This is a genomic window from Thiothrix nivea DSM 5205 (assembly GCF_000260135.1).
In the GTDB taxonomy this organism is placed as follows: domain Bacteria; phylum Pseudomonadota; class Gammaproteobacteria; order Thiotrichales; family Thiotrichaceae; genus Thiothrix; species Thiothrix nivea.
On record NZ_JH651384.1, the window covers coordinates 3056544 to 3082400 of the forward strand.

The following is a 25857-nucleotide window of genomic DNA, read 5'->3' on the forward strand; positions in this document are numbered from 1 at the left end:
ATTTTTTGAAGAGGTACTATCAATGAGTACTGGAAACATCATCGAAATCATCGGCGCGGTCGTCGACGTGGAATTCCCACGTAACGCAGTTCCCGCCGTATACGATGCGTTGACAGTCGCCGATCAGGGTCTGACCCTGGAAGTCCAGCAGCAGTTGGGCGACGGCATTGTACGCACGATCGCGATGGGGACGTCTGACGGCCTCAAGCGCGGCATGAAAGTAGACAACACCGGCGCACCTATCTCCGTGCCGGTCGGTCAGGCAACCCTTGGCCGTATCATGGACGTACTGGGCAACCCGGTTGACAACGCAGGCCCTGTTGCCAGCGAAACCAAAATGCCTATCCACCGTGCTCCGCCTAGCTATGAAGAGCAGGCGTCCAGCATCGACATCCTGGAAACCGGCATCAAGGTTATCGACCTGATCATGCCCATCGCCAAGGGTGGTAAGATCGGTCTGTTCGGTGGTGCGGGTGTAGGTAAAACAGTTACCCTGATGGAACTGATCAACAACATCGCAAAACAGCACAGTGGTCTGTCTGTATTCGCGGGTGTTGGTGAGCGTACCCGTGAAGGTAACGACTTCTACCACGAAATGACTGAAGGCGGCGTTATCGACAAGGTAGCACTGGTTTACGGTCAGATGAACGAACCACCCGGCAACCGTCTGCGTGTAGCACTGACTGGTCTGACCATGGCGGAATACTTCCGTGACGAAGGCCGTGACGTTCTGATGTTCGTTGACAACATCTACCGTTACACCCTGGCCGGTACTGAAGTATCCGCACTGCTGGGTCGTATGCCATCTGCGGTAGGTTATCAGCCGACGCTGGCGGAAGAAATGGGCGCACTGCAAGAGCGTATCACTTCCACCAAAAACGGTTCCATCACTTCATTCCAGGCCGTATACGTACCTGCGGATGACTTGACTGACCCGTCCCCGGCCACCACCTTCGCCCACCTGGATGCGACCTTGGTACTGTCCCGTCAGGTTGCGGAACTCGGTATCTACCCTGCGGTAGACCCACTGGATTCCACTTCCCGTCAGCTCGACCCACTGGTTGTCGGCAAGGATCACTATGACACTGCACGTTCTGTGCAGGGTGTATTGCAGCGCTACAAGGAACTGCAAGACATCATCGCGATCCTCGGTATGGACGAACTCTCCGAAGACGACAAGAAAGTTGTTGGCCGCGCCCGTCGTATCCAGCGTTTCCTGTCCCAGCCGTTCTTCGTGGCGGAAGTATTTACCGGTGCACCGGGCAAATACGTTTCCCTGAAAGACACGCTGGCTGGCTTCAAGGCCATCCTCAATGGTGAGTATGACCATCTGCCGGAAGGCGCGTTCTACATGGTTGGCCCGATCGAAGAAGCTGTCGAGAAAGCCGGCAAGCTCTAATCAGGAGGGCGAACGATGGCTATGACAATGCATCTGGATGTGGTAACGGCAGAACAAAAACTGTTCTCCGGAACCGTCGAAGAAGTCATTGCACCGGGTGTGCTGGGTGATCTGGGTATCCTCCCACGTCACTCCCAGCTGATTTCCCGTCTGCGTGCCGGTGAACTTCAGTACAAAACCGAAGAAGGCAATATGGCATCGCTGTTTGTCTCCGGTGGTGTACTGGAAGTTCAGCCACACATGGTAACTGTGCTGGTTGACACCGGGATGCGTGCGGAAGACCTCGACGAAGCCGCTGCCCAGGAAGCCATGAAGCAAGCGCAGGATGCGCTGCAAGGCAAAGACCCGGAAGACCTCGATTACGAGACCATCCAGGCTGAACTGGAAGCCGCCAAGGCGCAGTTGGAAATGCTGCACCGTATCGGCAAGGCTCGCGGTCACTGAGACTTCGCAAGTCCAACCAAAACAAAAAGGCTCCCTCGGGAGCCTTTTTGTTGGGCTGGATCTCAGAAAAACGCGTGATCCTGTTCCCACATCACGTTCTTCTGTTTGGCGGCGGCGGCTTTCAGCAATTCAATCAGTGGGAAAGCACGCACGTTGACGCTGACGCTGACGGCTTTTTCTGCCCCATCCTTCTGCGCCAGTGGTTTTTCCTGCTGGGCTGTTTGTTGTTTTTCTTCCTCAGTTTTCAGGGCATCTTCCAGTTTTTGCAGGGCGTCAGCGACATCCTCGGTGCGGATGGCGCTGGGAATCGTGCCGCTATGCCCCATCATGCGGATGAGCGCTGTCGCATCCTTGTCAAACATGGAAACGCTGGCTCCGGCAGGGCTGGTAAATCGGATCATGGGCGTGCTCTCCTTTAATAGCTGTCTTGCCGCCATGATATATCGCTTTGAAGGGCTGGCCTATGGGTTGGGCGTTTAGTGTACCCGCCGCAACATCCACACGCCCCCAACAAGGAACACCAGCAGTGGCAGCGTGGCCGACAGCAGCGGCGGGATGCCGTACACGATTCCAACATTGGCCAGGATGCGGTTGAACAGGAAAAACACAATGCCGATGATAATGCCGATGAAAATCCGCTGGCCAGCCCCGGCGTTGCGTTGGAAGCTGAATACGAACGGGGCGGCAATAATCAGCATTACCAGCGTCGACAGCGGTGTGGTGAAGTGTTGCCAGAATGCTTGTTCAAAGCGGTCACTGCTCAGTTCATTGTCACGCTGGTGGCGGATGAAACTGGCCAGTTCGCTGGCGGCCAATTGGTTGGGTTTGACGGCGGCGATGGTCAACACCTGTTCGGGTAACAGTTTGTCGGTGTGTTCCTGTGCCAGCTTTTCCTGCTGGATGCTGTCCGCCAGAATGGTTTTGCGTTCCACTTCATGCAGCGTCCATCCGCTCGTGTCACGCTCGGCACTGACGGCGTGGGTAATGCTGTCGATGCGCCCTGCCTCGGGGTTGATGGTGTAGACGGAAATGCCTTCGAGCTTTTTTTCCGACCACAGCTTGGCGATATTGAGGATGCGGTCGCCATCCTTGACCCAGACGCCCTGTTCGCTGACGGCAAGCTGTTTTTGCTGCATTTGCAGTTTGAAACTGCTGGCGGCCAGCTCGGTGCGTGGCGCAATCCATTCGCCCAGCACGAATACCAGCAACACCAGTACCAGCCCCAGCTTCAGCGTCATCATGACAATCTGGCGGATGGAAACGCCTGCCGCCCGCATCGCCGTCAGTTCGCTATTGGCGGCCAGATTGCCCAGCCCCAACAGGCTGCCAATCAGGGTGGCGGTGGGGAAATAATCATACATGAAGCGGGGAACGCCCATCAGGATGTAATAGACAGCTTGCAGGCTGCCGTAATGGGTGTCCGGGCTAGTGTCGCCAAATTCGGCCAGCAAAGCGAAAAACCGGTCAAGCAGTAGCAGCGCCAGCCAGGTGATGAGGATGCTGGAGAGGACGCTTTTCCAGATGTAACGCTCCAGAATGTTCATGCCGGTTTCCCGTAATATTTGCGCAGCAGCCAGAAACTGACTGCCAGCACTACCAGATGTACCCACCACAGCCCCGGCAGGGTGGGGAAGTCGCCGCGATCCATCATCCCGCGAACCGTTGCCAATACACTGGCGTATACAGCATAAATCAGGATAGCGACTGCAATCTTGCTATAACGCCCTTGTCGGGGAGCCGTATAGCTTAGTGGGAAAGCCAGTAGCGCCAGCAGTGGGGCGGAGAGGATGACGGCAATCCGCCATTGCAGTTCCGCCTGCGAGGGCGGGTCGGTTTGTTGCAGCAGTTGCTGGGTCGGGATCGACGCCAGCGTGTCGCCGCCCTGGAAATTGCGCAGCGGGATGCGGATACTGTGTTCGCCAAAGCGGATCACAGTCATGCCGCCTTGTTGCGGGTCGGATTCATAGCGGTAACCGTCGCTAACCTGTAATACCCGTTCGCCTGTACCGGAGTCGATGAACAGCACGGCGGATTTCGCCCAGATCACCACTTCGCTGCTGCCGTCTTTGGCACGGATGAAAAAGCGTTCCATCACCGTATGGCTGGGATCGATACTTTCGGCCAGCGCGGTGTAATTGCGCTCCGCCGTACCGGAGCTGACGAATTCACCGGGTGGGATGCCTGCGGCTTCCGGGCGCTGGTTGATTTCGCGGCGTAACTCTAGGTTGCGGGCTTCCAGCCAAGGGGAAGCCAAGATCACCAGTGCGCCCAACAGCAAGGTCAGCGGTAATACGAAGCTGAAAATGGCGCGGTAGAAATGGCGGGGTGCTACCCCTGCCGCGCGCAAGGCGGCCATTTCCGAATCGCGGTAGAGGCGGCTGAATGCCAGCATCATACCGATCAGCAGCGCGACCGGGATCAGGCGGATCAACTGTTTCAGCGAGCCGAACCACAACAGGCTGCCAACCAGATCAGCGGGTAGGTTGCCGGTACTGGCATCCGCCAGCAGCCGCACAAAGGTGTTGCCGACAATGATCAGCGTCAGTACCAGCAGGGTAGCGACAAAGCTGAGGGCAATTTCTTTGAACAGGTAACGGTTGATAATCATGTGGCATTAGACACTGGTCTGCGCCAGGTTCTCCATACATTGGCCAGGCTTGCAAGGCTTCCGCTCAGCGCAATCAGCATTTGCAGCCAGAATGCTTGCGGGTAACCGCTATCCAGCCAGAATAGCAGTAATGAAAATACCAGGAAAAGTATTGCCAGTACCCGCTGGCCGCGCATGGATTTACCCCAGCGCCAGTGTTGCGCCAGTTTCCAGCCTGCCCAGGCGCAACCCCAGCCGATAGCTGCGCCAGCCAGCACGTCAGCAGGCCAGTGCGCACCAACTGCAATACGGCTGTAGGCAACCAGTAGGGCAGTGCTGAACAACAGTGCCGTCAGGCGATCCCGGCGCAGGGCTAACGCATACACACCCGCCAGCAGGAATGCCGCTGTGGTGTGGCCGGATGGGAAGCTGGCAGTTTTTAACATCGGGCCAATCGTGTGTATGTGCTCTCCCAGCACTGCCAGTGGCCGCTCAATATCCAGCGTGGGTTTCAGGGTGCGTACCAGCAAGGTGGTCAGTGCCCCGCCGAGGAGTCCGGCAGGTAACAGGTCAGGAAAGCGAAAAGCCATGGCGCCCAATAACACCAAGGTCACCAAGGCATCACCTAATAGGGTTGCATGGCTCCAGAATGCATCCGGCAATTGTGCAGAGAAATGCTGCAAGGCCAGAAACAGCGGGATATTCAGGCCAGAACCAACAATCAGCGTTGCGCCCAATGCGCACAACAAGGCGGGAACAGCCATGGTTTCGGTTATGTCACGCATGGTTAACGCATCCGCCGGGCGAGTATAAGGCCGCCCTGTTTGAAAACAGTCATGTAGTTTTCTGCCGGTTGTAGATGGCCTTCTTTGGAAAAGACATACTCCCCAATCTCGGGCGCACGCCTTGGGGTGAGGGCTTGCCGGTAGACGGTGAAACTTGGCATGTTTACCCCATCCATCACGATGGTGGAGCCGGTCATCTGGCGGGCGGCGCGGGCAAGGTCTTGCACTGCTGCCTGCTGGGTGTAAGCCACCACTGGAATCAGGATACTGCTGATGAACAGGGTTTGCAGGATGGCGGCGCCAATCAGACGCAGGTAATTTTGCACCTTCGGCCATAGCAGCAGCGCCAGCAATGCCAGCAGGTAAATGCCGACTGCCAGCCGGTAATACGCTTCAGTCACTTTCCGGAACTGTTCCAACAGGCCCTGAAAGTAAGGTGTTGGGTTCTGGGTAACTGCCTTGGCCAGCAGTTCCGGCAAGAACAGCAAGATGCCAGCAACCAGAATGGCAGGAACCAGCGCCAGCCAGCGGTTAGGGTTGTCACCACAATGTTTTGCCAGCAGTAGCAGCAAAGGCGTAGTGCCATATAGCAGGTAATGCGGCAACTGCGTGTTGGAGAAAGAAAAAAACACGAATACGAACAGGAACCAGAACCACAGGAAACGGGTGAAAGAAACTCTTCCTAACCTCCCCTTATCAGGGGAAGAACTGGATGGCATTCCACTTTCGGCTCCCTCCCCCGATAAGGGGAGGGACAGGGAGGGGTGGCTTCGCAGCACTTGCACCAGCAACCCACTAAACGGCAGGATCATGAACGGCAGTGCAACAAAGTAATACCACAGATGCCCACCATGCCCTTCCATCGTATCTGAAAAGCGGCTGACGTTATGTTTGAAGAAAAAGCCATCAATGAACGCCTGCCCCTGCGCCAGGTATTCGAGGATGTACCACGGCGCGGCCACAGCCAGAAATACCACCAGACCGAATGGGCTGAACACCGTTTGTAGCCAGGTTTTCCACTGCCCGTTACTGATATACAGGAAAGCACTGACCACCAGCGGGATGGCGACGGCCACTGGCCCCTTGCACAGGAAACCCAGCCCCAGCCATAAAAATACCCGGAATAACAGCATCCGCGAAGGCTGTTCCCAATAACGCCAGATGTCGAACAGGGTGAGCGCAATCAGCAGGTTCAACAACGCATCCGCAATCGCTGCCCGGCCAATGATTACGATCATGGCGGAAGTCGCCACCATCACGGCGGTGAGGATGGCGTTACGCCTTGGTATCCGTGGTTTGGCGAAGTAATAGGTCGTCATCACCCACGCGCTCGCGGCCAGCGCAGAAGGCAGCCGCAAGCTCCATTCACTCAAGCCAAAGGTCGATACGCTCAGCGCCTGCAACCAGTAGATCAGGATCGGCTTGTCGAAACGCGGCTCGCCATTCAGGAAGGTGGTAATGAAGTCATGCCGCTGGAGCATTTCCCAGGTCGCCGCGCTGAACGCGCCTTCATCCAGGTCAAACAGCGCGGGCGCGCCCAGTTGCCAGAAAAATGCCAAGATTACCAGCGGCAGCAGAAACCCGTCACCGCTTTGCAACAACCAGTAACGCAGGCCGGAAGCAGCACGCATCAGGCCGGTTTCTTCCAGCCATGTTCCGCCTCTTCTTCACGCGGGGGGCGGATCACATAGGCATTGCGGCTGGAGGATTCAAAGTAAACCCTTGCCAGCAGTTCGGCGATAATGCCGGTGGTCATGAACTGGATGGAGGTTATCACCAGCATTACCCCTGCCAGCAGCAGCGGGCGGCCACCAATGTCATTGCCAAGGATGAATTTGTCGACCCCCAACCATGCCAGAATCAGCGAGCCGATCAGCCCGAATGCCAGTCCAATGGTGCCGAACAAATGCCCTGGGCGTGCGCGGAAACGCATGAAGAACCACATGAACAACAGGTCAATCACGACCCGGAAGGTGCGCGAAATGCCGTATTTGGATTCCCCGCTCAGGCGTTCATTGTGGTTGACTACCCGTTCGCCGATGCGGGAAGGCGGTACGGTGGTGGCAACCCAGGCGGGGATGAAACGGTGCATTTCCCCATACAGGCGCACCCGTTCCATCACCGAGGCACGGTAGACCTTGAGGCTGCACCCGTAGTCGTGCAGGTAGACGCCAGTGACTTTGCGGATCAGGCGGTTGGCTATGCGGGAGGGAATCTTGCGCAGCACCAGTGTATCCTTGCGGTTTTTGCGCCAGCCGACCAGCAGGTCGAGGTCACGTTCCTGTAATTCCTGGAGCATGGCGGGAATGTCGGCGGGGTCATTTTGCAGGTCACCATCCAGCGTTACCAACAGGGTTCCACGTGACTGGTCGATACCGGCCTGCATGGCGGCGGTCTGGCCAAAATTGCGCTGTAATTCGACCACATGGATGTGGTTGCCGAATTTTTCAGAAGCTTCGCGCAAGCGTTGTAGGGTGAGGTCTGAGCTGCCATCATCCACCAGCACCATTTCCCAGGGGTAGGCCATATTTGCCAGTGCTTCCGTTACCCGCTCCACCATGGGCAGGACATTATCCTCCTCATTATAAAAGGGCACGATGATACTGACGCTATCAGCAGAATTTGTCATTAATTCATGATCCGGTTCGGTTACAATGCTGCGCTGGATTATACGTTAAAGCAGGTGCAGGATGACAGAACAGAGCAAGACTTCAGGCCAAGGCTGGCAACTGGCGCTTTCCTGGTTGGTGCTGATCCTGTTTGTGGTGGGGGTGGAGTACTGGATTGGCTGGAAAACCGTCCTCGAACCGTGGCTGGCGTTTAGCTGGGCGCAGGGGCTGATTGCGCTGGCGCTGTTGGTGCTGAGTTATGCGCTGCGGGCGTGGCGTATGTATGACTATTTCCCGCAATTCCTGAGCGGCCAATGGTTGCAGACCTGGCGCTTGATGTTGATCCATAATGCGCTCAACAACCTGTTGCCTGCGCGGACTGGCGAGGTGAGTTTTCCGGTGCTGATGAAACGCTATTTCGGGGTAGGGTATGCGCATTCGGTGTCGGCGTTGCTGTGGTTCCGGGCGCTGGATCTGCACGCTATCCTGGCGTTTGCGATTTTCCCGTTGATGATTTCGACGCGTTTGCGGGTGCTGGCGTGGCCGTTGCTGTTTGCGTGGATGTTGTTGCCGGTGCTGGCTTATCTGTTGCGTAACCGCATTGAAGTGGGTTTTGCGGGCAAGGATGGCAAGTTCAGCGAACTCATGCAGCAAGCCATGTATGGCTTGCCGGATAGCTGGGGCGCTTTCTGGCGCAGTTGGGCAATGACCTGGGCAAACTGGGTGGTGAAACTGGTGACGCTGGCCTGGTTGCTGGGGCAATTCCTGCCGGATGTAAATTGGAATTTGTTGCTGACCAGCGTGGTGACGGGGGAGCTGACCAGCGTGTTGCCGATCCATGCGCCGGGTGGTTTCGGTACTTATGAGGCGGGCGTGGTTGCGCCGCTGTCGCGCATGGTGGATGTGAAACTGGCGACCACGGCGGCGGTGAACCTACACCTGTTTGTGCTGGGTTCTTCGCTGGTTGGCGCGGTGATTGGCTGGATGATTCCGTTGAAAGATAAGCATGATTGAAAGAAACCCCTCCCTAACCCTCCCCTTATCAGGGGGGGGGACAGGAACGGCATCTCTTGCTCCTCCTCTGATAAGGGGAGGTTGGGAGGGGTTTCTTCTATTCCTTTTCATCCTGCTCCTTACCGCCTACCGTGCCTGGGTGTTAGCTACCAACGGGCTGAACCTGTATGTGGATGAAGCGCAGTACTGGTATTGGGCGCAGGCTTTGGACTGGGGCTATTACTCCAAACCGCCAGTGATTGCGGCGCTGATAGCCGGGACAACCAGCGTATGTGGCGACAGCGAATGGTGCGTGCGCTCCGGCAGTTTGCTGCTTTACCCGTTAAGTACGTGGCTGCTGTTTTTGGTGGCGCGCAAGTTGTTTGATGCCAGGGTTGCATTACTGGCAGCTGTGTTGTTTTTCACCCTGCCAGCGGTAAGCCTGTCGTCCATCCTGATTTCAACCGATGTGGCACTGTTCTTTTGCTGGACGCTGGCTTTGTATGCGTTTGTGTTCGCCCTAGACAGTGATTCGCTGGATGACTGGATTTTGCTGGGCGTGGCACTGGGTCTGGGAATGTTAAGCAAGTACACCATGGGCATTTTTCTGGTGTCTGCCCTGATGTATGTGTTTGTCGCCCGGCGTTGGGATATGTTGCGTAACCCCAAGGCGTGGGTAGCCGTGCTGGTGATGCTGCTCATCTTTGCCCCGAATTTGTGGTGGAACTGGCAGCATGATTTCCCGACTTTCCAGCATACCGCCGATATTGCAGCCGGTACTGGCGGCGGAACCTTGCACTGGGATGAATTCGGCGAGTTCATCGGCGGGCAGTTTGGTGTGTTTGGCCTTGTGCTGTTTCCGCTGTTCTTGTGGGTAATCGTCCGTGGCAAGGTGAAACATAAAACCCTGCTGTTGAGTTTTGCGTTGCCGTTTTTCCTGATCATCGCCATGCAGGCATTATTTGGACGCGCCAATGCCAATTGGGCAGCCCCAACCTATGTCACAGCAACTTTGCTGGTCGCCGGGTGGTGGCAAGGGCGTTGGAAAACATTTGCAGTTGCTCTCGCCATTAATGTTTTGCTCGGCCTGCTGGTTTACCACCCTGCACCGCTCAACCACCTGTTGAAAACAGATGTGCAAAAACGCCTCAAAGGCTGGGGAGCCATCGGCCAGCAATACTTGGCAATCCAGCAGCAATACCCGGATGCCATCCTGTTGTCGGATGGTCGTGACGTGCTCAGTGAGTTGGTGTATTACGCCCGCCCGCAAGGCTTGCGCGGGGTAAGCTGGAACCCGCATAACCAACTGCGTCACCATTACGACCTGGTGACAACGCTGGCCGACAAAGTGGGCAAGGATTTCCTGCTGGTAACGCCAGGCGCGCCCCCCGACGGCCTGCCTGCCCATTTCGCCAACATGCAACAAGTTGGCACGCTTGAGGCAGATATTCACCCCTCCTGGCGTCTGCACTACAATGTCTTCTTGCTCAAGGCATTCAGGGGCTTAGTGTCGCCATGAAGTTCTGGAAAAAGTACCCGCACGCCTGGTTGTGGCTCAACATCGTGGCGGCTTCCACGGTGGTATTCTGGTTTTCCAACTGGGATTTGACTGTTGCGCGGTTTTTCTATGATCCGGCCACGGGCGAGGCCAAGCACTGGCTGCTGGATGATTTCCCACTGTGGAAACTGCTGTTTTACGATGGGGTACAAGTGGTGGCGACCGCCGTGCTGGTGGGAACCCTGCTGATTATTGCTGGCAGTACACTGTTGCGGCGTTGGTATCGGCTGCGCCTGTACGCACTGTATGTGTTGCTGGTATTCGTGCTGGGGCCTGGCTTGCTGGTCAACAGCCTGTTCAAGGATCACTGGGGCAGGCCACGCCCAGTGCAGGTCGAGCAACTGGGGGGGCATGAGCAGTATGCGCCGCCAGGCTATTTCGTGGCTGACGGGAATGGGCGTTCCTTTCCCAGTGGCCACAGTTCGGTCGGGTTCGCGTTTATTGCCTTCTGGTTCCTATGGCGCAAGCGCGAGCCGCAATGGGCGCAAGCGGCGTTGGTGTTGACGCTGCTGTTTGGTTGTACGGTCGGCCTGACCCGCATGGCGGCGGGGGGGCATTTCCTGTCGGATGTGATGTGGTCGGGGTGGGTGGTACTGTTTGCTGCCTGGGTACTGTATTGCCCCGTCATGCGGATTCCGGAGCGCGAAAGGGAATATCCGTGACATTCATCATAAATTCACTCAATTTCTGTATTGAATAAATTTAACTTATGGCTTAACTTTGGGGGCTGCCAAGTCTTCTTGCGAGGAAGCCATAATGAAAAATCAGCAGCCATGTTCTGTAGGGGCAAGTTCGCCCATCCGTCGGGGTATCCATTACTCCCTGTTCGGCCTGCTTGGTCTGTTTTTGTGGCTACTCAGTTCCGCCTCGTGGGCAGCGGCTTCCTGCAAGGTCAATTACACCATCCCTAACCAGTGGAATAACGGTTTTAGCGCCAACGTCAGCATCACCAATACTGGCGACCCGTGGACAAGCTGGTCAGCCAAATGGGATATGCTCGACGGGCAAAAGATTACCGGCTTATGGAATGGCAGTTACGTCCAAAGTGGTGCGGCAGTAACCGTCAAGAATGCCAGCTGGAATGGCAATGTCGGCAACGGCGCTAGCGTCCAGTTCGGTTTCAATGGCTCGCATACAGGAACCAACAACATTCCCACCAATGTCTCCGTCAATGGTGTCTTGTGCGAAGGCAATGCGCTGCCACCCAAGCCTCCCGTGGTGGCCTGCGAAGTCATTTACTCGCTCCCGTCGGTGTGGGATGCCGGTTTCACCGCCGATGTCATGGTGAAAAATACCGGTGATGCTGTCAGTAACTGGACAGTGGCGTGGGATATGCCCAACGGGCAGAAAATTACCAGCTTCTGGAACGGGCAATACCAGCAGAACGGGGATCACGTTGCCGTCACGCCGCTGGACTGGAACCGCAATATCGCGGCAGCGGGGCTGATCCAGTTCGGTTTCAATGGTTCGCACACCGGTTTGAACAACATCCCCGGCAATGTATCCCTGAACGGGGTGAAATGCGCCGGGCAGGTTGATCCGCCACTGCCACCGCCACCTGCCTGTAGCGTCCAGTACCAGATCCAGACCCAGTGGGATAATGGCTTCACCGGAACGGTCGACATCAAGAACACCGGCGCGCCGTGGAATGGCTGGCAAACCACTTGGTCAATGCCTACTGGACAGCAGATTACTGGTGGTTGGAACGGCCAGTTCAACCAGACGGGCGACAAGGTGACAGTCGGCAATGTGGAATTCAACAAGATCATCGCGCTGAACAGCAGCATTTCGTTTGGTTTCAACGCTTCCCACACCGGCCTGAACCTGATCCCGATTGATGTGGCGGTGAATGGTACCCGTTGCAGCGGTCAGGCCGATACGCTGGTGTTGCCGCCCAAGGCTCCCGGCAGCTTGCAGGCAACGCTGGTGGACAATACCCATGTCGACCTCGACTGGCAGGATAACAGCACTGATGAGACAAGCCTGATCCTGGAGCGGCGCGAAGCCAATGCTAACTGGGCGGTGTTGGCTACCCTGGTTGCCGATACCCAAGTATACCGGGATTCCACCACGGCGGTCGGCAAGCTGTACGAATACCGGGTGAAGGCGGCCAACAGCGCCGGTTCCTCCGCCTACACCAACGTGGTGACGGCCAAGCGCCAAGACCGTACCGACATCCGCGCTTCCATGCTGGTGAACAACTGCGCCGCCTGCCACGGTACGGATGGCTACAGTTCCGGCCCTGCCACGCCTTCCATCGCGGGGCTGGACAAGAGTTACCTGATCCGCACCATGAAGGCTTACCGTACCGGCGCGCGTGCTTCCAGCGTAATGGGGCGGATTGCCAAGGGTTATACCGATACCCAGATCGAGCGCATGGCGGGTTATCTGGCCGGGTTGCCATACCAGCCTGCCCAGCAAGCAACTGACGCTACGCTGGTAGCACAAGGTAAGGCTGTGCATGAAAGCAATTGTGCGTTTTGCCATATTGGAACCGGCGACGATCCGGGGCTGACCGGCACGCGGCTGGATGGCCAGTGGGCGACCTACCTGCACTCTACGCTGGAAGATTACTGCCTGGGGCGCAGCAGCAATATTCCGCCCGAAATGGCGCACCAAATGGCCGATCTGAAAGGGCTGTTTGGCGAAGACGTGTTGCTGGCCTTGGCGCAATATTACGCTTCCGACAAATCCGCTGGCGATACCGGCGGCGGTGAAAATAATGGTGGTGGTACGGGCAGTGGCGGCGATACTGGCGGTGGTGATACCGGTGGCAGCGGTGATGGCAGCACGGTTCCACCCAACCCCAACAACCTGACCGCTACGGCAGTGGATAACAGCAAGGTCAACTTGGGCTGGCAAGACAACAGCAGCAATGAGACCGGCTTCCGGGTCGAGCGCCGCCCTGTCGGTGGCAACGATACTGAGTGGGTAACCTTGGCAGAATTGGGGGTTAACACCCAAGCTTACACCGACAGCACGGTGGCCATGGGCATGGGTTACGATTACCGCGTTGCCTCCTTCAATGTTGCCGGAGCCAACAGCAGCGCGGTCGTCAGCGTTACCTTGCAAACCCCGCTGCAATACGGCCAGAGCCAGTACCAGCGCCAGGGTTGCGCCAGCTGTCATGGCGCGGATGGCGCAGGCGGTTTCAGCAACATTGCCCTGACCCACTATACGGAGGCCGGGCGGGCAAGCCTGATCAGCACTATCCGCGACACCATGCCGCCGGGTAATCCGGGTGCTTGTGGCGAAGGCTGTTCTTCCGCTGTGGCTGACTACCTGATTGAGGTGCTGGCGGCCAACAATGATGGCGGCGGCAACACACAGGCTTGTGCGGGTACGCCGCCTGCGGGCGTGCGCAGCCTGCGCCTGTTGACCCGTCTGGAATACCAGAATACGGTCAACGACCTGTTCGGCCTGAGCCTGAATCTGGTCAACAGTTTGCCGGATGAAAACACGGTGGGTGGTTTCGACAACAACATCGAGCAGAACCAGGTGTCCAGCCTGCGCATGGATGCTTATCTGACCCAGGCAGAGAAAGTGGCCGCGCAAGCGGTACAGGCTAGCTGGAACAAGATCGTGCCGTGCAGCCAGCAGGATCTGGCTTGTGGCCGCCAGTTTATCCAGAGCTTCGGCAAGCGTGCATTCCGTCGCCCACTGGCCACGGTGGAAGTCGACAGTTACGCCGCCAACTTCAGTGGCGTGGCATTCCGCGATGCGGTGGAAAAAACCGTCATGACCATGCTGGTGTCGCCCAACTTCCTGTACCGTTCCGAGCTGGGTGAATTGCAGGCGGATGGCACCTACAAGCTGACGCCGTATGAAGTGGCCAGCAGCCTGTCGTACCTGTTCTGGGGTTCGATGCCGGATGATGCGCTGTTCCAGGCTGCCGACAACAACGCGCTGGATACGCCTGCGCAACGCATCGCCCAGGCATCCCGGTTGCTGGCAGCGGCGCGCAGCCGCGAGCAGGTAGGCAATTTCGTCGGCCAATGGTTGTTGAAAGGCAGCCCCTATAACCTGCCCGCCAAGGATGCGACGGTGTACCCGGCGTATACCGATGCGGTGAAAGCGGCGCTGTCGCAGGAACTGGTCAGTTTTTTCAACTACGTGGCGTTTGATTCCACCCAGAGTTTCCGCGAGTTGTATACGGCGGATTACGTGATTGCCAACAAGACGCTGGCGGATTTCTACCATCTGAGTGGGCCGGGCGGCAGCGCGTTCGAGAAAACGCCAGTGGTGGATGGTTCCCGTACTGGTTTGCTGACCCTCGGTTCAGTGTTGGCGCGTTATTCCAATAGTAATGAATCGCATCCGTTCAAGCGTGGGCGTTTCTTCTTCGAGCGCGTGTTGTGTCATGATTTGCCGGAGCCTGCCAACTTCGGGCTGGTGCAGCCGCCTGACCCTGACCCGAACATGACCACACGGCAACGCTTTGACTTCCATAGCAAATCCTTTGCCAGTTGTTATAGCTGTCACCAGTATCTGGATGGCCCCGGCTTTGGTTTTGAGAACTATGATGGGGCAGGGCAATTCCGCCAGTTTGAAAACGGCAACCCGATCAGCGCCAGTGCCATCCTGCGCGGGATGGAAACCTATACGCCGGAAGAGGAGCTTACTTTCACCGACCTCAACCACCTGAGTCAGTTGGTGGCGGATAGCCCGACAGCGGCGCAGTGCGTGGCGCGGCAATACTACCGTTACACCACCGGCCATCAGGAAACGGCGGCTGACCAGTGTGCGCTGGACAGTTATCTCCAGTCCTACGCTGACAGTGACTACAACCTGCAAACCATGTTGATCAGCATTGTCAATGCGCCCAACTTTACCTTGCGCCGGGCGCAATAGGGGGATCGTTACATGAATATCAATCAGGATCGCCGCAATTTCATGAAATGGGTCGCAGCCGCCGGTCTGGGCGCTGCCGCTCTGCCGTTTGCCAGCATGGCCTATGCCGGTGATGTGCCACGCCGCGCCATTTTCGTGTTTTTCCCTGACGGGATGCGCCCGGAACACTGGCACGCGGTCGGCACGGGAAACAGCTTTACCCTGCCTGCCATGACCGCGCCGCTGGAGCGGGTACGCCAGCATTGCGTGTTTCTCAGCGGGATGGATATGAAAGGTGCAGGCTCTACCCACGAAGGCGGAACCCTGAAACTGCTGACCGGCGCGGATGGCATGTCATCCGACAAAGCGGTATCGCTGGATTACCATCTGGCGCAAGCCTTCAAAACCCAGACAGTACGCCCACATCTGAACCTGACCATCGTGCCGACCTGGGGTGTTACCGCCATCACCTACGATTACAGCGGCGTGCAGGTGTTGCCGGAACCCAACCCGCTGGCAGCGTTTGAGTCCTTGTTCGGTACCAATGCGCAAAGCAATTTCATTGCCCAGCGGCGGGTGAGCGTGCTGGATACTTCCCTGGCCGAACTCAATGCCTTGCGCAACAAGCTGGGGGCGATTGAAAAGGCCAAGCTGGATACCCATACCGAATCGATCCACGAACTGGAGCAGCGCCTGAATGCCAACGCCGGGGCGTGCGCGGCGTGGAATTTCAACCCGACTGGTTTCACGGTTGACCCCAACAAGGGCTATTGGCAGGGGGCGGAATACCGCGACCCTTACAAGATGGGCGTGATCAGCGATTTGCAGCGGGATATTGCTGTCCATGCATTGGCTTGCGACCTGACCCGCGTTGTTACCCTGAAGTGGTCACAGGGCGTGAATGAAAACCTGATACCGGAATCGGGCAGTTCCATGACCTGCCACGGCGCATCCCACTCGGGTGGGGAGGATTTCATCAAGATCAAGGCGTGGTACACCGAGCATCTGGCGCGGCTGATTGCCCAACTGGCCAGCGTGCCGGAAGGGAATGGCACCTTGCTGGATAATACCGTGATCTTTGTTGGCAGCGACCTCGCTCATGGTGGCTGGCATAACCACGGCGACATGCCTTTCATCCTGGCTGGCGGTCATGCAGCGGGCATCAGCGGTGGGCGCAGCCTCAAATTCAACGGCACGCCACACAACAAGATTCTGGTATCCATCGCCCAGTTCATGGGCTTGAACATCAACAGTTTCGGCAATCAAGACAGCAACCCAGGGCCGCTGCCCGGTTTGGTCGGTTAGGAGGGGCAGAGCATGATGGAAACGCATAACAGCCGCCGCAGGGCATTCCTGAAAACGCTGCTGGCCGGTACGGCAGCCAGCACCTTCGGTTTCCCGGCCATTGTCGGCGCTGCCAGCCAGCGCGTGGTGGTGATTGGTGGCGGGACTGGCGGGGCAACGGTGGCCAAATACCTGCGCCGCCTCGACAATTCGCTGGATGTCACCCTGATCGAAAAGAACGCGGTTTACACGACCTGTTACATGAGCAACGAAGTGCTGAGCGGGGAACGTACCCTGGAATCGTTGCAATTCAATTACGACGGCCTGAAAGCGCATGGCGTGAAAGTCGTGCAGGATGAAGTCACCGCCATTGACCATGACGGCAGGCTGGTGCTGACCAAGGGCGGCGTCAGTTACCCGTATGACCGCTGCGTGGTGTCGCCGGGGATTGATTTCCGCTACGATCAGATTGCCGGTTATAGCGAAGCGGCCAGCGCAACGGTTCCCCATGCCTGGAAAGCCGGGCCGCAAACCCTGTTGTTGCGTGACCAGTTGCAGGCGATGACGGATGGCGGCACGGTGGTGATTGCCGCGCCACCCAACCCGTACCGCTGCCCGCCTGCGCCATATGAGCGCGCCAGCCAGATTGCGTACTACCTGAAACAGCACAAGCCGAATTCCAAAGTCATCATCCTTGACCCCAAGCCCAGCTTCACCAAGCAGGCATTGTTTGAACAGGCGTGGAAGGAGCTTTACGGCTACAAGACCAGCAACGCCATGCTCGAATGGTGGTCAGGGGATGCCAACGCGGCGGGTGTAGTGGAAGTGGACGTGGCTTCCAAAACCGCCATCACGGAATTTGGCGACCGGGTGCAAGCTGCGGTGCTGAATGTGATCCCACCGCAAAAGGCTGGCAAGTTGGCGTTTGATACTGATCTGGTGGACAGTACTGGCTGGTGTCCGGTCAACAAGCTGACCTTTGAATCCACCCGCCATGCTAATGTGCATGTGATTGGGGATGCCTGCATGGCGGATTCCCTGCCCAAATCCGGCTTTGCGGCCAATTCAGAGGCCAAGGTGTGCGCCGCCGCCATTTACGCCTTGCTGAATGGGTTGGAGGTGGAAAGCCCGTCGTTCTCCAACGGTTGTTACAGTCTGGTCGGTAAGGATTACGCGATTTCAGTGGTGGGGGTTTACCGGCTGTCGGACGACGGCAAGCTGGTGGAAAGCATTCCGGGCAGTGGTGGCGTGTCTTCCGCCACAGCAACTGCCCAGGATCGTTTGTTTGATGCCAGTTATGCGTATAGCTGGTACAACAATTTCACGCAGGATGTGTTCCGCTGAAACTGAGGGCTTCAGCTATTGCCTGGCAGCACGTCGATACGGGCAATCTCCCCCTCTGCATCAATGTGGATGAACAGCTCAATCGGGTTGCAACATACCTGGCAGTCTTCGTAATAATCTTGGCTGCCGCCAGTCACGTCGACTTCAGTGGAAAACTCTGAATAGCAGTAAGGGCAGGTAATGTTGGTGTGGGTTAGAGCCTGCGACATGATGACTAATCCTCCAGAAAGAGTTGGATAACTTCATTCAGGAACTGCCAGCCGGTTTCGGTTGGGCGGATAAGCTCACCGTTAAAGTCCAGCAAACCGCGCTGCGCAGCCTGATCCAGCCCCGCCTGCAAATGCTGGACTGACAGACCGGTGCGCTCGGTGAACAGGCTGGGGGCGAAACCTTCCCGCAGGCGCAAGGCATTCAGCATGAATTCAAAGCTCAGGTCGGCAGGGGTCAGCACTTGCTCCCCACTGCGCGCTTTGCCTTGTATCGCCTGCTGCATGTACTCCGCAGGTTGCCGGTATTTGTGATAGCGGATGACACTGGCTTCTACAGGATGTGTTATTTTGCCGTGTGCGCCAGCACCGATAGCCACATAATCACCAAACTCCCAGTAGTTCCGGTTATGCCTGCACTGAAAGCCCGGTCTGGCATAGGCGGAAACTTCATATTGATCATAGCATGAACTTTTGATGAATTGTTGCCCCGAAAACTGCATTTCTGCGGTTAAATCATCATCAGGCAGGGAGGGCGGCTGTTTGTAGAATAGCGTATTCGGCTCCAGTGTGAGCTGATACCACGACAGGTGTGTAGGTTGCAGTTCCACTGCCTGTTGCAAGTCCTGCATGGCTTCCTCCAGCGTTTGCTGCGGTAGCCCAAACATCAGGTCGAGGTTGAAGTTGTTAAAACCGGCAGTACGGGCGATGTCCGCTGCCCGTAAGGCTTCCTCTCTGTTATGTACCCTGCCCAATGCCTGCAAGTGTTGTTGGTTGAAACTCTGGATGCCGACTGACAGGCGGTTGATGCCTGCTTCCCGGAATCCCCGGAATTTGTCCTGTTCAAAGGTGCCGGGGTTGGCTTCCATGGTGACTTCGATATTGGGGCGGAAGGGTAGCAGGGCGCGGATACCGTTGAGCAGCGCGTCGATGCTTTCCGCCGAAAACAGGCTGGGGGTGCCACCGCCGATGAAGATGGATTCCAGCCTGCGTCCCCAGATGTGGGGGAGTTCGCTGGCAAGGTCGGTCAGCAGTGCTTGTATGTATGCCTTTTCCGGCAAGCCTTGTGGTGCATTGTGCGAATTGAAGTCGCAATACGGGCACTTGCGGATGCACCAGGGGATGTGGATATAGAGGGAAAGGGGGATGTGGGTCATGCTTTATCTGCTACCGGACGCTGCATGATGACTTTGAACTGGTTGCCTTTCCGGTCATCAATTAATTGGATATTAGCGTAATTTTCCAAAGCACGCGGAATGCCACTGCCCAAACCGCGATAAGGCATCTGACGCGTAGCGTGCGAGGCAATGATCGGGTTACGCATGTTCGACAGGCCAAAACGGATTTGCTCAACCGTCAGGTGATTGGGCAAATGGCCGGGGCTGATGATTTCAACCCGGTCAGTAAACATCAGGATGCGGATGGGCGCGGAAATGAAATAGTCACGGTGAATCAGCGCATTGACCAGCACTTCCTGCAACGTGATTTCGGGAATTTCCAGTTTGCCAAGGCTGTTTATGCCTTGCCCTGCCTGCAAGCGGTGCAGGTTGCGGGTGATGAAGGATAGGGCGCGTTCATACTGGTTGATCAGCGGGCCTTCGATGTCTTCGCTGTCGCGGTAGTGTTGCGAGGCAATATCCGTACCGTCGATGTAAACGGCTTTGACCATGAAGGCAGGGCGGAATTGTTGCGGGTTTTTGCCGAACAGGAGCAGGCCAGCCAGATTCAGGACATTGTCTTTCCCCAGTTTCAGGCTGCGAATAATTTGTGGTAAGGGTAAACCCAACTCATCCAGCGTTTTCTGGTAACGGGTCTGGATGTAGTTGGCAAACAGCAGTTCATGTAAATCTTTGCTGCTGCTATCTGCGATTGGGGTTTCCTCGGCATAAACCAGCCCTGTTTCCTGAAACATGCGCTGAATCTCTTCACGGGCCGTGACATGGCGTTTATCAGCTCCGGCTTTGACCCAGATACGTCCTTGGTTATCCACATAGGGTTTGTTTAAGCCTTCGGGAACAGTTATCACCATGATAATGCCTTGTTCCAGCGTCATGTTTTGGGTAGTGGGGTGAATGGGCGGGCGTACATGCTGGGATGAGGCATTGGAAAGCAACTGGTTCAGGCGGGAAATATCTTCGCGGCTCAGGCCGCTGATACTGCTGTTGTCATCCACGCCGATGAGGATGTAGCCACCGCCAGCGTTGGCAAGAGCCGCCAGTTCAGCCGCAAATGCATCGACATTGGAGATGTTGCGTTTGAACTGGTGTCGACTGTCTTCGCCCTGGGCGAGAATGGTTTGAACTTGTTGCGTGTCCATATTGTGAGGTTGTTACCGGGTTATGACGCTAAGCATATTGTAATTCTACGACAATCCATACTGTTGGTTGCCTTTATTGCCGGATGGAGCTTGTTTTGCGGTAAAAATCACATTAGCTTAGGGTCAGGATATAACAATAAGGAGACAAAACCATGCATGTCACATTAGTCCACGTCCACGTCCACGTCCACGTCAAACCCGAATACATCGACGCTTTCATCGCCGCCTGCCAGCTTAACCACGAAAACTCCACGCAGGAACCGGGCAACCGCCGTTTCGACATCCTTCAGTCGAATGAAAACCCAAACAAATTTGTGTTGTACGAAGCTTACGCCAGCGCGGAAGATGCTGCTGCTCACAAACAGACAGCGCATTACGCTGCGTGGCGCGACACGGTTGCTGACATGATGGCGGAACCACGCAAGGGTGTTGGTTACAACGGATTGTTCCCGGCATAATGCTTCCCATGCAACGCGCTTACCAGATACTCAACAACACCTACGGCTACGCCGATTTCCGTCTCAACCAGCAGGACATCATCGGTTCGCTGCTGCAAGGCCGCGACGTACTCGCATTGATGCCAACCGGCGGCGGCAAGTCGCTTTGCTACCAGATTCCCGCGCTGGCGCGGGATGGCGTCGGCATTGTGGTTTCCCCGCTGATCGCGCTGATGCAGGATCAGGTTGACGCCCTGCAACAACTTGGCATCCGCGCCGCCTTCCTCAATTCCACGCTGAATTACGGCACGGTTTTGCAGGTGGAACGTGAGCTGCTGGAGGGTGAAATCGACTTGCTCTATGTCGCGCCCGAACGCTTGCTGGGCGAGAAAATGCTTGCCCTGCTGGAGCGGTTGAATAGCAGTGTCGGCATTGCCCTGTTTGCCATCGACGAAGCGCACTGCGTATCGCAATGGGGGCACGATTTCCGCCCGGAATATCAGCAGTTGTCGGTGCTGGCGGAACGTTTCCCCGGTATCCCGCGCATTGCCCTGACCGCTACCGCCGACCAGCGTACCCGCCAGGAAATCATCCAGCAGCTGCGCCTGCAAAACGCCGATGTTTACATCAACAGCTTCGACCGGCCCAATATCCACTACACCATCCGGCAGGGGCAGAACGCCCGCCAGCAACTCTGGCGTTTCATCGCTGATAATCATCCGCAGGACGCCGGAATAGTCTATTGCCTGTCGCGTAAAAAAGTGGAAGATACCGCCCTCTGGTTGGCCGAACAGGGCAGGGTAGCCTTGCCCTACCACGCAGGCATGAGCGCCGACACCCGCCGCGAACACCAGCAGCGTTTCCTGCGCGAAGACGGTGTGATCATCGTCGCCACCATCGCCTTCGGCATGGGCATCGACAAGCCGGACGTGCGTTTCGTCGCCCACCTCAGCCTGCCCAAAAGCATCGAAGCCTATTATCAGGAAACCGGACGTGCCGGGCGCGACGGCCAGCCCTCCAACGCCTGGATGGCTTATGGCCTGCAAGACGTGATCACCCTGCGTCAGATGATGCAGGAATCCACCGCCAGCGAGCAGCAAAAGCGCGTCGAACACCACAAGTTGCAAGCCATGCTCGGCCTGTGCGAAATGACCACCTGCCGCCGCCAGGCACTGCTGGAATATTTCGGCGAACCCACCCCTGAACCCTGCGGCAATTGCGACAACTGCCAAAGCCCGCCGGAAGTGTGGGAAGCCGCTGTAGCCGCGCAAAAAGCCCTTTCCTGCGTCTACCGCACCGGCCAGCGTTTCGGCGTCAACTACATCATCGACGTACTGTTGGGCAAAGATGATTCCCGCATCCGCCAGTTCGGCCACGACCAGCTTTCCACCTACGGCATCGGCACGGAACATTCGCAGGCGGAATGGCGCAACATCTTCCGCCAGCTGATCGCGCTCGGCTACCTGAGCGTGGATGTGGATGGCCACGGCGGCCTGCGCCTGACCGACAAATCCCGCCCCTTGCTGCGCGGCGAAATCGAGCTGCACCTGCGCAAGGAACAAATGCGCGAGCGGGTACGCAAGGAACGCAACCGCGCCGAACGCACTCCAAGACCTGAATTTGAGGAAATGTCCACTGCGGCCAAAGCCCTGTTCGAGCAACTACGCAACCTGCGCACCCGGCTAGCGAAGGAGCAGGAAGTGCCGCCCTATGTCATTTTCCACGATTCCACCCTGCTGCACATGGCCAACGAACAGCCGCAAACGCTGGAGGCCATGCGTAGCATCCCCGGCATAGGCGAACGCAAGTTGGAACAGTACGGGCAGGCATTCCTCAATGTCATAACGGAAGAGGATTCCCCACAACCAGGATGGGACGATGGCTACACTGAAACTCCGCCGTATCGCGATTGACACCTACAAGGAAAACGTCGCTTACCTACACCGTGACTGTGCCACTTACCGCTCGGAAGGCTTTCAGGCGCTGAGCAAGATTGAAGTACACAACTTGCGTGATACGCATCCGGTCGTGGCCGTGCTCAATATCGTGGATGACGCCAACATCGTCGCGCCCGGCGAACTCGGCCTCAGCGAACAGGTGTTTGCCCAGCTTGCGCTACCGGAAGGCCACGAGGTTACGGTCGCGCACGCCACCCCGCCCGATTCCCTGCGTGCCGTCCACCGCAAGATTTACGGCGAAACCCTGTCGTATGACGACTATGCAAACATCCTGCAAGATATTCTTGGCAACCGTTATTCCAAGATTGAGATGGCAGCATTCCTGGTCGCCTGTGCCGAAAACGGCATGGAGCGTGAAGAAATTCTCTCCCTGACCCAGGCGATGGTCAACACCGGCGAACGCCTCGATTGGGATACGCCGCTGGTAGTCGACAAGCACTGCATCGGCGGCATTCCCGGCAACCGCACCACCATGTTGATCGTACCGATCGTGGCCGCGCATGGCATGTGGATGCCGAAAACCTCCAGCCGCGCGATTACCTCCCCCGCAGGTACTGCTGACACGATGGAGGTGCTGGCGCAGGTCAATGTAGAGCCGGACAAGCTGCGCCAGATCCTGCACCACGAATCCGCCTTTCTCGCCTGGGGTGGCACGGCACGGCTGGCTCCGGCAGATGACATCCTGATCGCGGTGGAACGCCCGCTGTCGCTGGATTCGCGCGGGCAGATGGTGGCGTCGATTTTGTCGAAAAAGGTCGCTGCCGGTTCCACCCACTTGCTGATCGACATCCCGGTTGGCCCGACAGCGAAGGTGCGCAGCCACAACGAGGCCATGCATTTGCGCAAGTTGTTTGAGTACGTCGGTGACAGCATGGGCTTGCAACTGGAAGTGGTCATTACCGACGGTAGTCAGCCCATTGGTCGTGGTATTGGCCCGGTGCTGGAAGCCCGCGACATAATGCAGGTGCTGCACAACGACCCGCAGGCTCCGGCGGATTTGCGCGAAAAAGCCCTGCAACTGGCCGGGCGTATACTTGAATTCGATTCTGACGTGCGCGGCGGGCAGGGCTACCATTTGGCGCGCGACATCCTGCAATCCGGGCGTGCACTGGTGAAAATGCAGGCCATCATCGCCGCGCAAGGGGCTAACCCTGTCACTTATGCACCAGCCCAATTGCAATACGAAGTGTTGGCAACGCATTCCGGTACAGTGAACATGATCGACAACCTGCAACTGGCGCAGATTGCGCGGCTGGCAGGTGCTCCGCTCGACAAGCAGGCTGGGGTGGATTTGCACAAGAAGCTCGGGGACAGGGTGGAAAGGGGTGACGTTCTATACACCATCCACGCCGAATTCCTGTCCGATTTCAACTTTGCCAAGGCGGCGGCTACCCAACACAGCGGCTACCAGATTGGGGCGACAACATGAACAACACTCCCCTGTTACTCGCTTTCCCTGAATACCTGAACCAGACGCAGGCACTGGCGGCTGCTGGCGGTTGGCCGCTGGCCGAGGTGAAAGTCCACCGTTTTCCCGATGGGGAAAGCCGTCTGTTACTGCCGGAAAACTTGCCTGAGCACGTCATTTTCTGCCGCAGCCTTGATCATCCCAATGACAAGCTGGTGGAATTGTTGCTGGCGGCGGCGGGGGCGCGCGAACTGGGGGCGCAAATCCTGACGCTGGTTGTGCCGTATTTGTGTTACATGCGCCAGGATATGGCGTTCCATCCCGGCGAGGTGGTGAGTCAGCGTCATATCGGCAAGTTGCTGGCGCAGTCGTTCGACCGATTGGTGACGGTGGATGCGCATTTGCACCGTATTTCCAGTCTGAGGGAGGCAGTTCCGCTCGAACATGCCATCAACCTGAGCGCAACCGTGCCGATGGGCGAGTTTCTGGCCGGGAGGCTGGCAAGTCCGCTATTGGTCGGGCCGGATGAGGAGTCGGAACAATGGGTGGCGGCAATTGCTGAACATCAGCATCTGGATTTCATGTGTGCGACCAAGCAACGTTTTGGTGACCGGGACGTGCAAATTGCCCTGCCGGAAGGCAACTGGCGCGGACGGAATGTGGTGCTGGTGGATGATGTCGCCAGCTCCGGGCGCACGCTGGAAGTGGCGGCGCGGTTGTTGCAGGTGCAGCAACCTGCCTCCGTGTCGGTACTGGTGACACATGCGTTGTTTGCGGGGGATGCGCTGGAGCGCTTGCGTGCCGTTGGTGTTGGACATGTGTGGAGTTGCGACAGTATTCCGCATCCGAGCAATTGTGTTTCGTTGGCGGGGTTGTTGGCGGAGGCGTTGAGGGAACCCTCAAAGCAGATTCGCCAGATTGACGAAATCTTCCCCTGATAGCGTTTCCGCCCGCCGGGTCGGGTCAATTCCGACACTTTCCATCTGTTCCGCCGTCAGCAATTCTTTTAATGTATTGCGCAGTGTTTTGCGGCGCTGGGAAAATGCCTGTGCCACCAGCTTGCCAAACTGTGCTTCATCCTTCGCTACATACGGCGGTGTTGCCCACGGTTTCAGGTACACCACGGCGGAATCCACTTTCGGTGGCGGGCTGAATGCGCCGGGGCCGATTTTCAGCAGGTAATGGGTTTCGCAGTAATATTGCACCATCACTGAGAGGCGGCTGTAGTCCTTGCTGTTGGGTTCGGCAGTAATACGATCCACCACTTCCTTTTGCAGCATGAACAGCATGTCACGGATGTGTTCACGGTGTTGCAGGAAATGGAAAATCAGCGGGGTGGAGATGTTGTAAGGCAGATTGCCAATAAGCCGCAATGGTTCGCTGTCGCCGCGCAAGCCGGGGATGTCGAGTTTGAGTGCGTCCTGCGCGTGGATGTGCAGTTTGCCTTGCGCCTGCGGTTGTTCCTGCCACCAAGCGATCACGTCGCGGTCGATTTCGACCACATCCAGACGCGGCAGCATTTCCAGCAGCGGGAACGTAAGCGCGCCAGGGCCGGGGCCGATTTCTACCACCCGGTCAGTGGGCTGGAGGCTGAGGGCGCGCAGCATTTTGTCGATGATGTTGCGGTCGTGCAGGAAGTGCTGGCCAAAGCGTTTTTTGGCCTGATGTGCGTAGCGTGGCATAGGTTTCCAAGGTCAG

Annotated in this window: 22 protein-coding genes; 12 read left to right on the forward strand and 10 right to left on the reverse strand. The window is 57.1% G+C overall.

Annotation, left to right across the window (positions count from 1 at the left end):
• Positions 1-22: 22 nt before the first annotated feature.
• Together atpD and THINI_RS15295 are read left to right on the forward strand one after the other, a co-directional pair.
• Positions 23-1399 carry a F0F1 ATP synthase subunit beta gene (gene atpD / locus THINI_RS15290; protein WP_002709459.1) on the forward strand — a complete coding sequence of 459 codons (1377 nt, stop codon included), beginning with the start codon at positions 23-25 and terminating at the stop codon, positions 1397-1399.
• 15 nt (positions 1400-1414) lie between these two features.
• Positions 1415-1843 (forward strand): F0F1 ATP synthase subunit epsilon, encoded by a 429-nt coding sequence (locus tag THINI_RS15295; protein ID WP_002709460.1) that lies wholly within the window; start codon positions 1415-1417, stop codon positions 1841-1843.
• Between the two features lie 62 nt (positions 1844-1905).
• Here THINI_RS15295 and THINI_RS15300 read toward each other — a convergent pair whose 3' ends face one another.
• From THINI_RS15300 to THINI_RS15325, 6 genes are all read right to left on the reverse strand, one after another.
• A complete protein-coding gene (locus tag THINI_RS15300; protein ID WP_002709461.1) occupies positions 1906-2244 on the reverse strand; it encodes a DUF1840 domain-containing protein in 339 nt (112 codons plus the stop codon).
• 75 nt (positions 2245-2319) lie between these two features.
• Entirely contained in the window at positions 2320-3387 is a 1068-nt protein-coding gene (lptG, locus tag THINI_RS15305; RefSeq protein ID WP_002709462.1) for an LPS export ABC transporter permease LptG, read from the reverse strand.
• Positions 3384-4451, reverse strand: coding sequence for an LPS export ABC transporter permease LptF (gene lptF, locus THINI_RS15310; RefSeq protein WP_002709463.1), 1068 nt, complete (start codon positions 4449-4451; stop codon positions 3384-3386). The genes lptG and lptF overlap by 4 nt, the downstream gene beginning before the upstream one ends.
• A complete protein-coding gene (locus THINI_RS23585) occupies positions 4448-5215 on the reverse strand; it encodes a phosphatase PAP2 family protein (RefSeq protein WP_002709464.1) in 768 nt (255 codons plus the stop codon). Before THINI_RS23585 ends, lptF begins: the two co-directional genes overlap by 4 nt.
• Positions 5216-5217: 2 nt before the next feature.
• Entirely contained in the window at positions 5218-6846 is a 1629-nt protein-coding gene (locus THINI_RS15320; RefSeq protein WP_002709465.1) for an ArnT family glycosyltransferase, read from the reverse strand.
• Entirely contained in the window at positions 6846-7844 is a 999-nt protein-coding gene (locus THINI_RS15325; protein ID WP_002709466.1) for a glycosyltransferase family 2 protein, read from the reverse strand. The genes THINI_RS15320 and THINI_RS15325 overlap by 1 nt, the downstream gene beginning before the upstream one ends.
• Before the next feature lie 61 nt (positions 7845-7905).
• Here THINI_RS15325 and THINI_RS15330 point away from each other — a divergent pair, with 61 nt between their 5' ends.
• From THINI_RS15330 to THINI_RS15355, 6 genes are all read left to right on the forward strand, one after another.
• A complete protein-coding gene (locus tag THINI_RS15330; RefSeq protein WP_002709467.1) occupies positions 7906-8838 on the forward strand; it encodes a lysylphosphatidylglycerol synthase transmembrane domain-containing protein in 933 nt (310 codons plus the stop codon).
• 139 nt (positions 8839-8977) lie between these two features.
• A complete protein-coding gene (locus THINI_RS15335) occupies positions 8978-10336 on the forward strand; it encodes a glycosyltransferase family 39 protein (protein ID WP_050988066.1) in 1359 nt (452 codons plus the stop codon).
• The gene (locus THINI_RS15340; RefSeq protein WP_002709469.1) at positions 10333-11037 is read left to right on the forward strand and encodes a phosphatase PAP2 family protein; all 705 of its coding nucleotides are present in this window, start codon (positions 10333-10335) and stop codon (positions 11035-11037) included. Before THINI_RS15335 ends, THINI_RS15340 begins: the two co-directional genes overlap by 4 nt.
• 94 nt (positions 11038-11131) lie before the next feature.
• The gene (locus THINI_RS23590) at positions 11132-15226 is read left to right on the forward strand and encodes a cellulose binding domain-containing protein (protein WP_002709470.1); all 4095 of its coding nucleotides are present in this window, start codon (positions 11132-11134) and stop codon (positions 15224-15226) included.
• A gap of 12 nt (positions 15227-15238) precedes the next feature.
• On the forward strand, positions 15239-16510 hold the full coding sequence (locus THINI_RS15350) for a DUF1552 domain-containing protein (RefSeq protein ID WP_002709471.1): 1272 nt from the start codon (positions 15239-15241) through the stop codon (positions 16508-16510).
• 12 nt (positions 16511-16522) lie between these two features.
• Positions 16523-17833, forward strand: a complete 1311-nt coding sequence (locus THINI_RS15355) for an NAD(P)/FAD-dependent oxidoreductase (RefSeq protein WP_002709472.1) — start codon at positions 16523-16525, stop codon at positions 17831-17833.
• An 11-nt stretch (positions 17834-17844) separates the two neighbouring features.
• Here THINI_RS15355 and THINI_RS15360 read toward each other — a convergent pair whose 3' ends face one another.
• From THINI_RS15360 to THINI_RS15370, 3 genes are read right to left on the reverse strand one after another with little or no spacing between them, the layout of a single operon-like run.
• Positions 17845-18042, reverse strand: coding sequence for a CPXCG motif-containing cysteine-rich protein (locus THINI_RS15360; protein ID WP_002709473.1), 198 nt, complete (start codon positions 18040-18042; stop codon positions 17845-17847).
• 5 nt (positions 18043-18047) lie between these two features.
• Positions 18048-19196, reverse strand: coding sequence for a radical SAM family heme chaperone HemW (gene hemW / locus THINI_RS15365; protein ID WP_002709474.1), 1149 nt, complete (start codon positions 19194-19196; stop codon positions 18048-18050).
• Positions 19193-20356 (reverse strand): RNA-binding domain-containing protein, encoded by a 1164-nt coding sequence (locus THINI_RS15370; RefSeq protein ID WP_002709475.1) that lies wholly within the window; start codon positions 20354-20356, stop codon positions 19193-19195. Before THINI_RS15370 ends, hemW begins: the two co-directional genes overlap by 4 nt.
• Positions 20357-20508: 152 nt before the next feature.
• On the opposite strand from THINI_RS15370, the gene THINI_RS15375 reads away from it, so the two are divergent.
• Genes THINI_RS15375 through THINI_RS15390 form a run of 4 tightly spaced genes read left to right on the forward strand, consistent with a single transcriptional unit; the run spans position 20509 to position 25097 of the window.
• A complete protein-coding gene (locus tag THINI_RS15375) occupies positions 20509-20814 on the forward strand; it encodes an antibiotic biosynthesis monooxygenase (RefSeq protein WP_002709476.1) in 306 nt (101 codons plus the stop codon).
• Between the two features lie 8 nt (positions 20815-20822).
• Positions 20823-22706, forward strand: coding sequence for a DNA helicase RecQ (gene recQ / locus THINI_RS15380; protein ID WP_081485977.1), 1884 nt, complete (start codon positions 20823-20825; stop codon positions 22704-22706).
• Positions 22672-24180 (forward strand): thymidine phosphorylase family protein, encoded by a 1509-nt coding sequence (locus THINI_RS15385; protein WP_002709478.1) that lies wholly within the window; start codon positions 22672-22674, stop codon positions 24178-24180. Before recQ ends, THINI_RS15385 begins: the two co-directional genes overlap by 35 nt.
• The gene (locus THINI_RS15390) at positions 24177-25097 is read left to right on the forward strand and encodes a ribose-phosphate diphosphokinase (protein WP_002709479.1); all 921 of its coding nucleotides are present in this window, start codon (positions 24177-24179) and stop codon (positions 25095-25097) included. Before THINI_RS15385 ends, THINI_RS15390 begins: the two co-directional genes overlap by 4 nt.
• Here the strand turns inward: THINI_RS15390 and rsmA are convergent.
• Positions 25059-25841 carry a 16S rRNA (adenine(1518)-N(6)/adenine(1519)-N(6))-dimethyltransferase RsmA gene (rsmA, locus tag THINI_RS15395; RefSeq protein WP_002709480.1) on the reverse strand — a complete coding sequence of 261 codons (783 nt, stop codon included), beginning with the start codon at positions 25839-25841 and terminating at the stop codon, positions 25059-25061. The genes THINI_RS15390 and rsmA overlap by 39 nt on opposite strands.
• Between the last annotated feature and the right edge of the window lie 16 nt (positions 25842-25857).

Coding starts and splice junctions, on each gene's coding strand:
- atpD (WP_002709459.1), top strand. CDS start 23: ATGAGTACTGGAAACATCATCGAAATCATCGGCGCGGTCGTCGACGTG.
- THINI_RS15295 (WP_002709460.1), top strand. CDS start 1,415: ATGGCTATGACAATGCATCTGGATGTGGTAACGGCAGAACAAAAACTG.
- THINI_RS15300 (WP_002709461.1), bottom strand. CDS start 2,244: ATGATCCGATTTACCAGCCCTGCCGGAGCCAGCGTTTCCATGTTTGAC.
- lptG (WP_002709462.1), bottom strand. CDS start 3,387: ATGAACATTCTGGAGCGTTACATCTGGAAAAGCGTCCTCTCCAGCATC.
- lptF (WP_002709463.1), bottom strand. CDS start 4,451: ATGATTATCAACCGTTACCTGTTCAAAGAAATTGCCCTCAGCTTTGTC.
- THINI_RS23585 (WP_002709464.1), bottom strand. CDS start 5,215: ATGCGTGACATAACCGAAACCATGGCTGTTCCCGCCTTGTTGTGCGCA.
- THINI_RS15320 (WP_002709465.1), bottom strand. CDS start 6,846: ATGCGTGCTGCTTCCGGCCTGCGTTACTGGTTGTTGCAAAGCGGTGAC.
- THINI_RS15325 (WP_002709466.1), bottom strand. CDS start 7,844: ATGACAAATTCTGCTGATAGCGTCAGTATCATCGTGCCCTTTTATAAT.
- THINI_RS15330 (WP_002709467.1), top strand. CDS start 7,906: ATGACAGAACAGAGCAAGACTTCAGGCCAAGGCTGGCAACTGGCGCTT.
- THINI_RS15340 (WP_002709469.1), top strand. CDS start 10,333: ATGAAGTTCTGGAAAAAGTACCCGCACGCCTGGTTGTGGCTCAACATC.
- THINI_RS23590 (WP_002709470.1), top strand. CDS start 11,132: ATGAAAAATCAGCAGCCATGTTCTGTAGGGGCAAGTTCGCCCATCCGT.
- THINI_RS15350 (WP_002709471.1), top strand. CDS start 15,239: ATGAATATCAATCAGGATCGCCGCAATTTCATGAAATGGGTCGCAGCC.
- THINI_RS15355 (WP_002709472.1), top strand. CDS start 16,523: ATGATGGAAACGCATAACAGCCGCCGCAGGGCATTCCTGAAAACGCTG.
- THINI_RS15360 (WP_002709473.1), bottom strand. CDS start 18,042: ATGTCGCAGGCTCTAACCCACACCAACATTACCTGCCCTTACTGCTAT.
- hemW (WP_002709474.1), bottom strand. CDS start 19,196: ATGACCCACATCCCCCTTTCCCTCTATATCCACATCCCCTGGTGCATC.
- THINI_RS15370 (WP_002709475.1), bottom strand. CDS start 20,356: ATGGACACGCAACAAGTTCAAACCATTCTCGCCCAGGGCGAAGACAGT.
- THINI_RS15375 (WP_002709476.1), top strand. CDS start 20,509: ATGCATGTCACATTAGTCCACGTCCACGTCCACGTCCACGTCAAACCC.
- recQ (WP_081485977.1), top strand. CDS start 20,823: ATGCAACGCGCTTACCAGATACTCAACAACACCTACGGCTACGCCGAT.
- THINI_RS15385 (WP_002709478.1), top strand. CDS start 22,672: ATGGCTACACTGAAACTCCGCCGTATCGCGATTGACACCTACAAGGAA.
- THINI_RS15390 (WP_002709479.1), top strand. CDS start 24,177: ATGAACAACACTCCCCTGTTACTCGCTTTCCCTGAATACCTGAACCAG.
- rsmA (WP_002709480.1), bottom strand. CDS start 25,841: ATGCCACGCTACGCACATCAGGCCAAAAAACGCTTTGGCCAGCACTTC.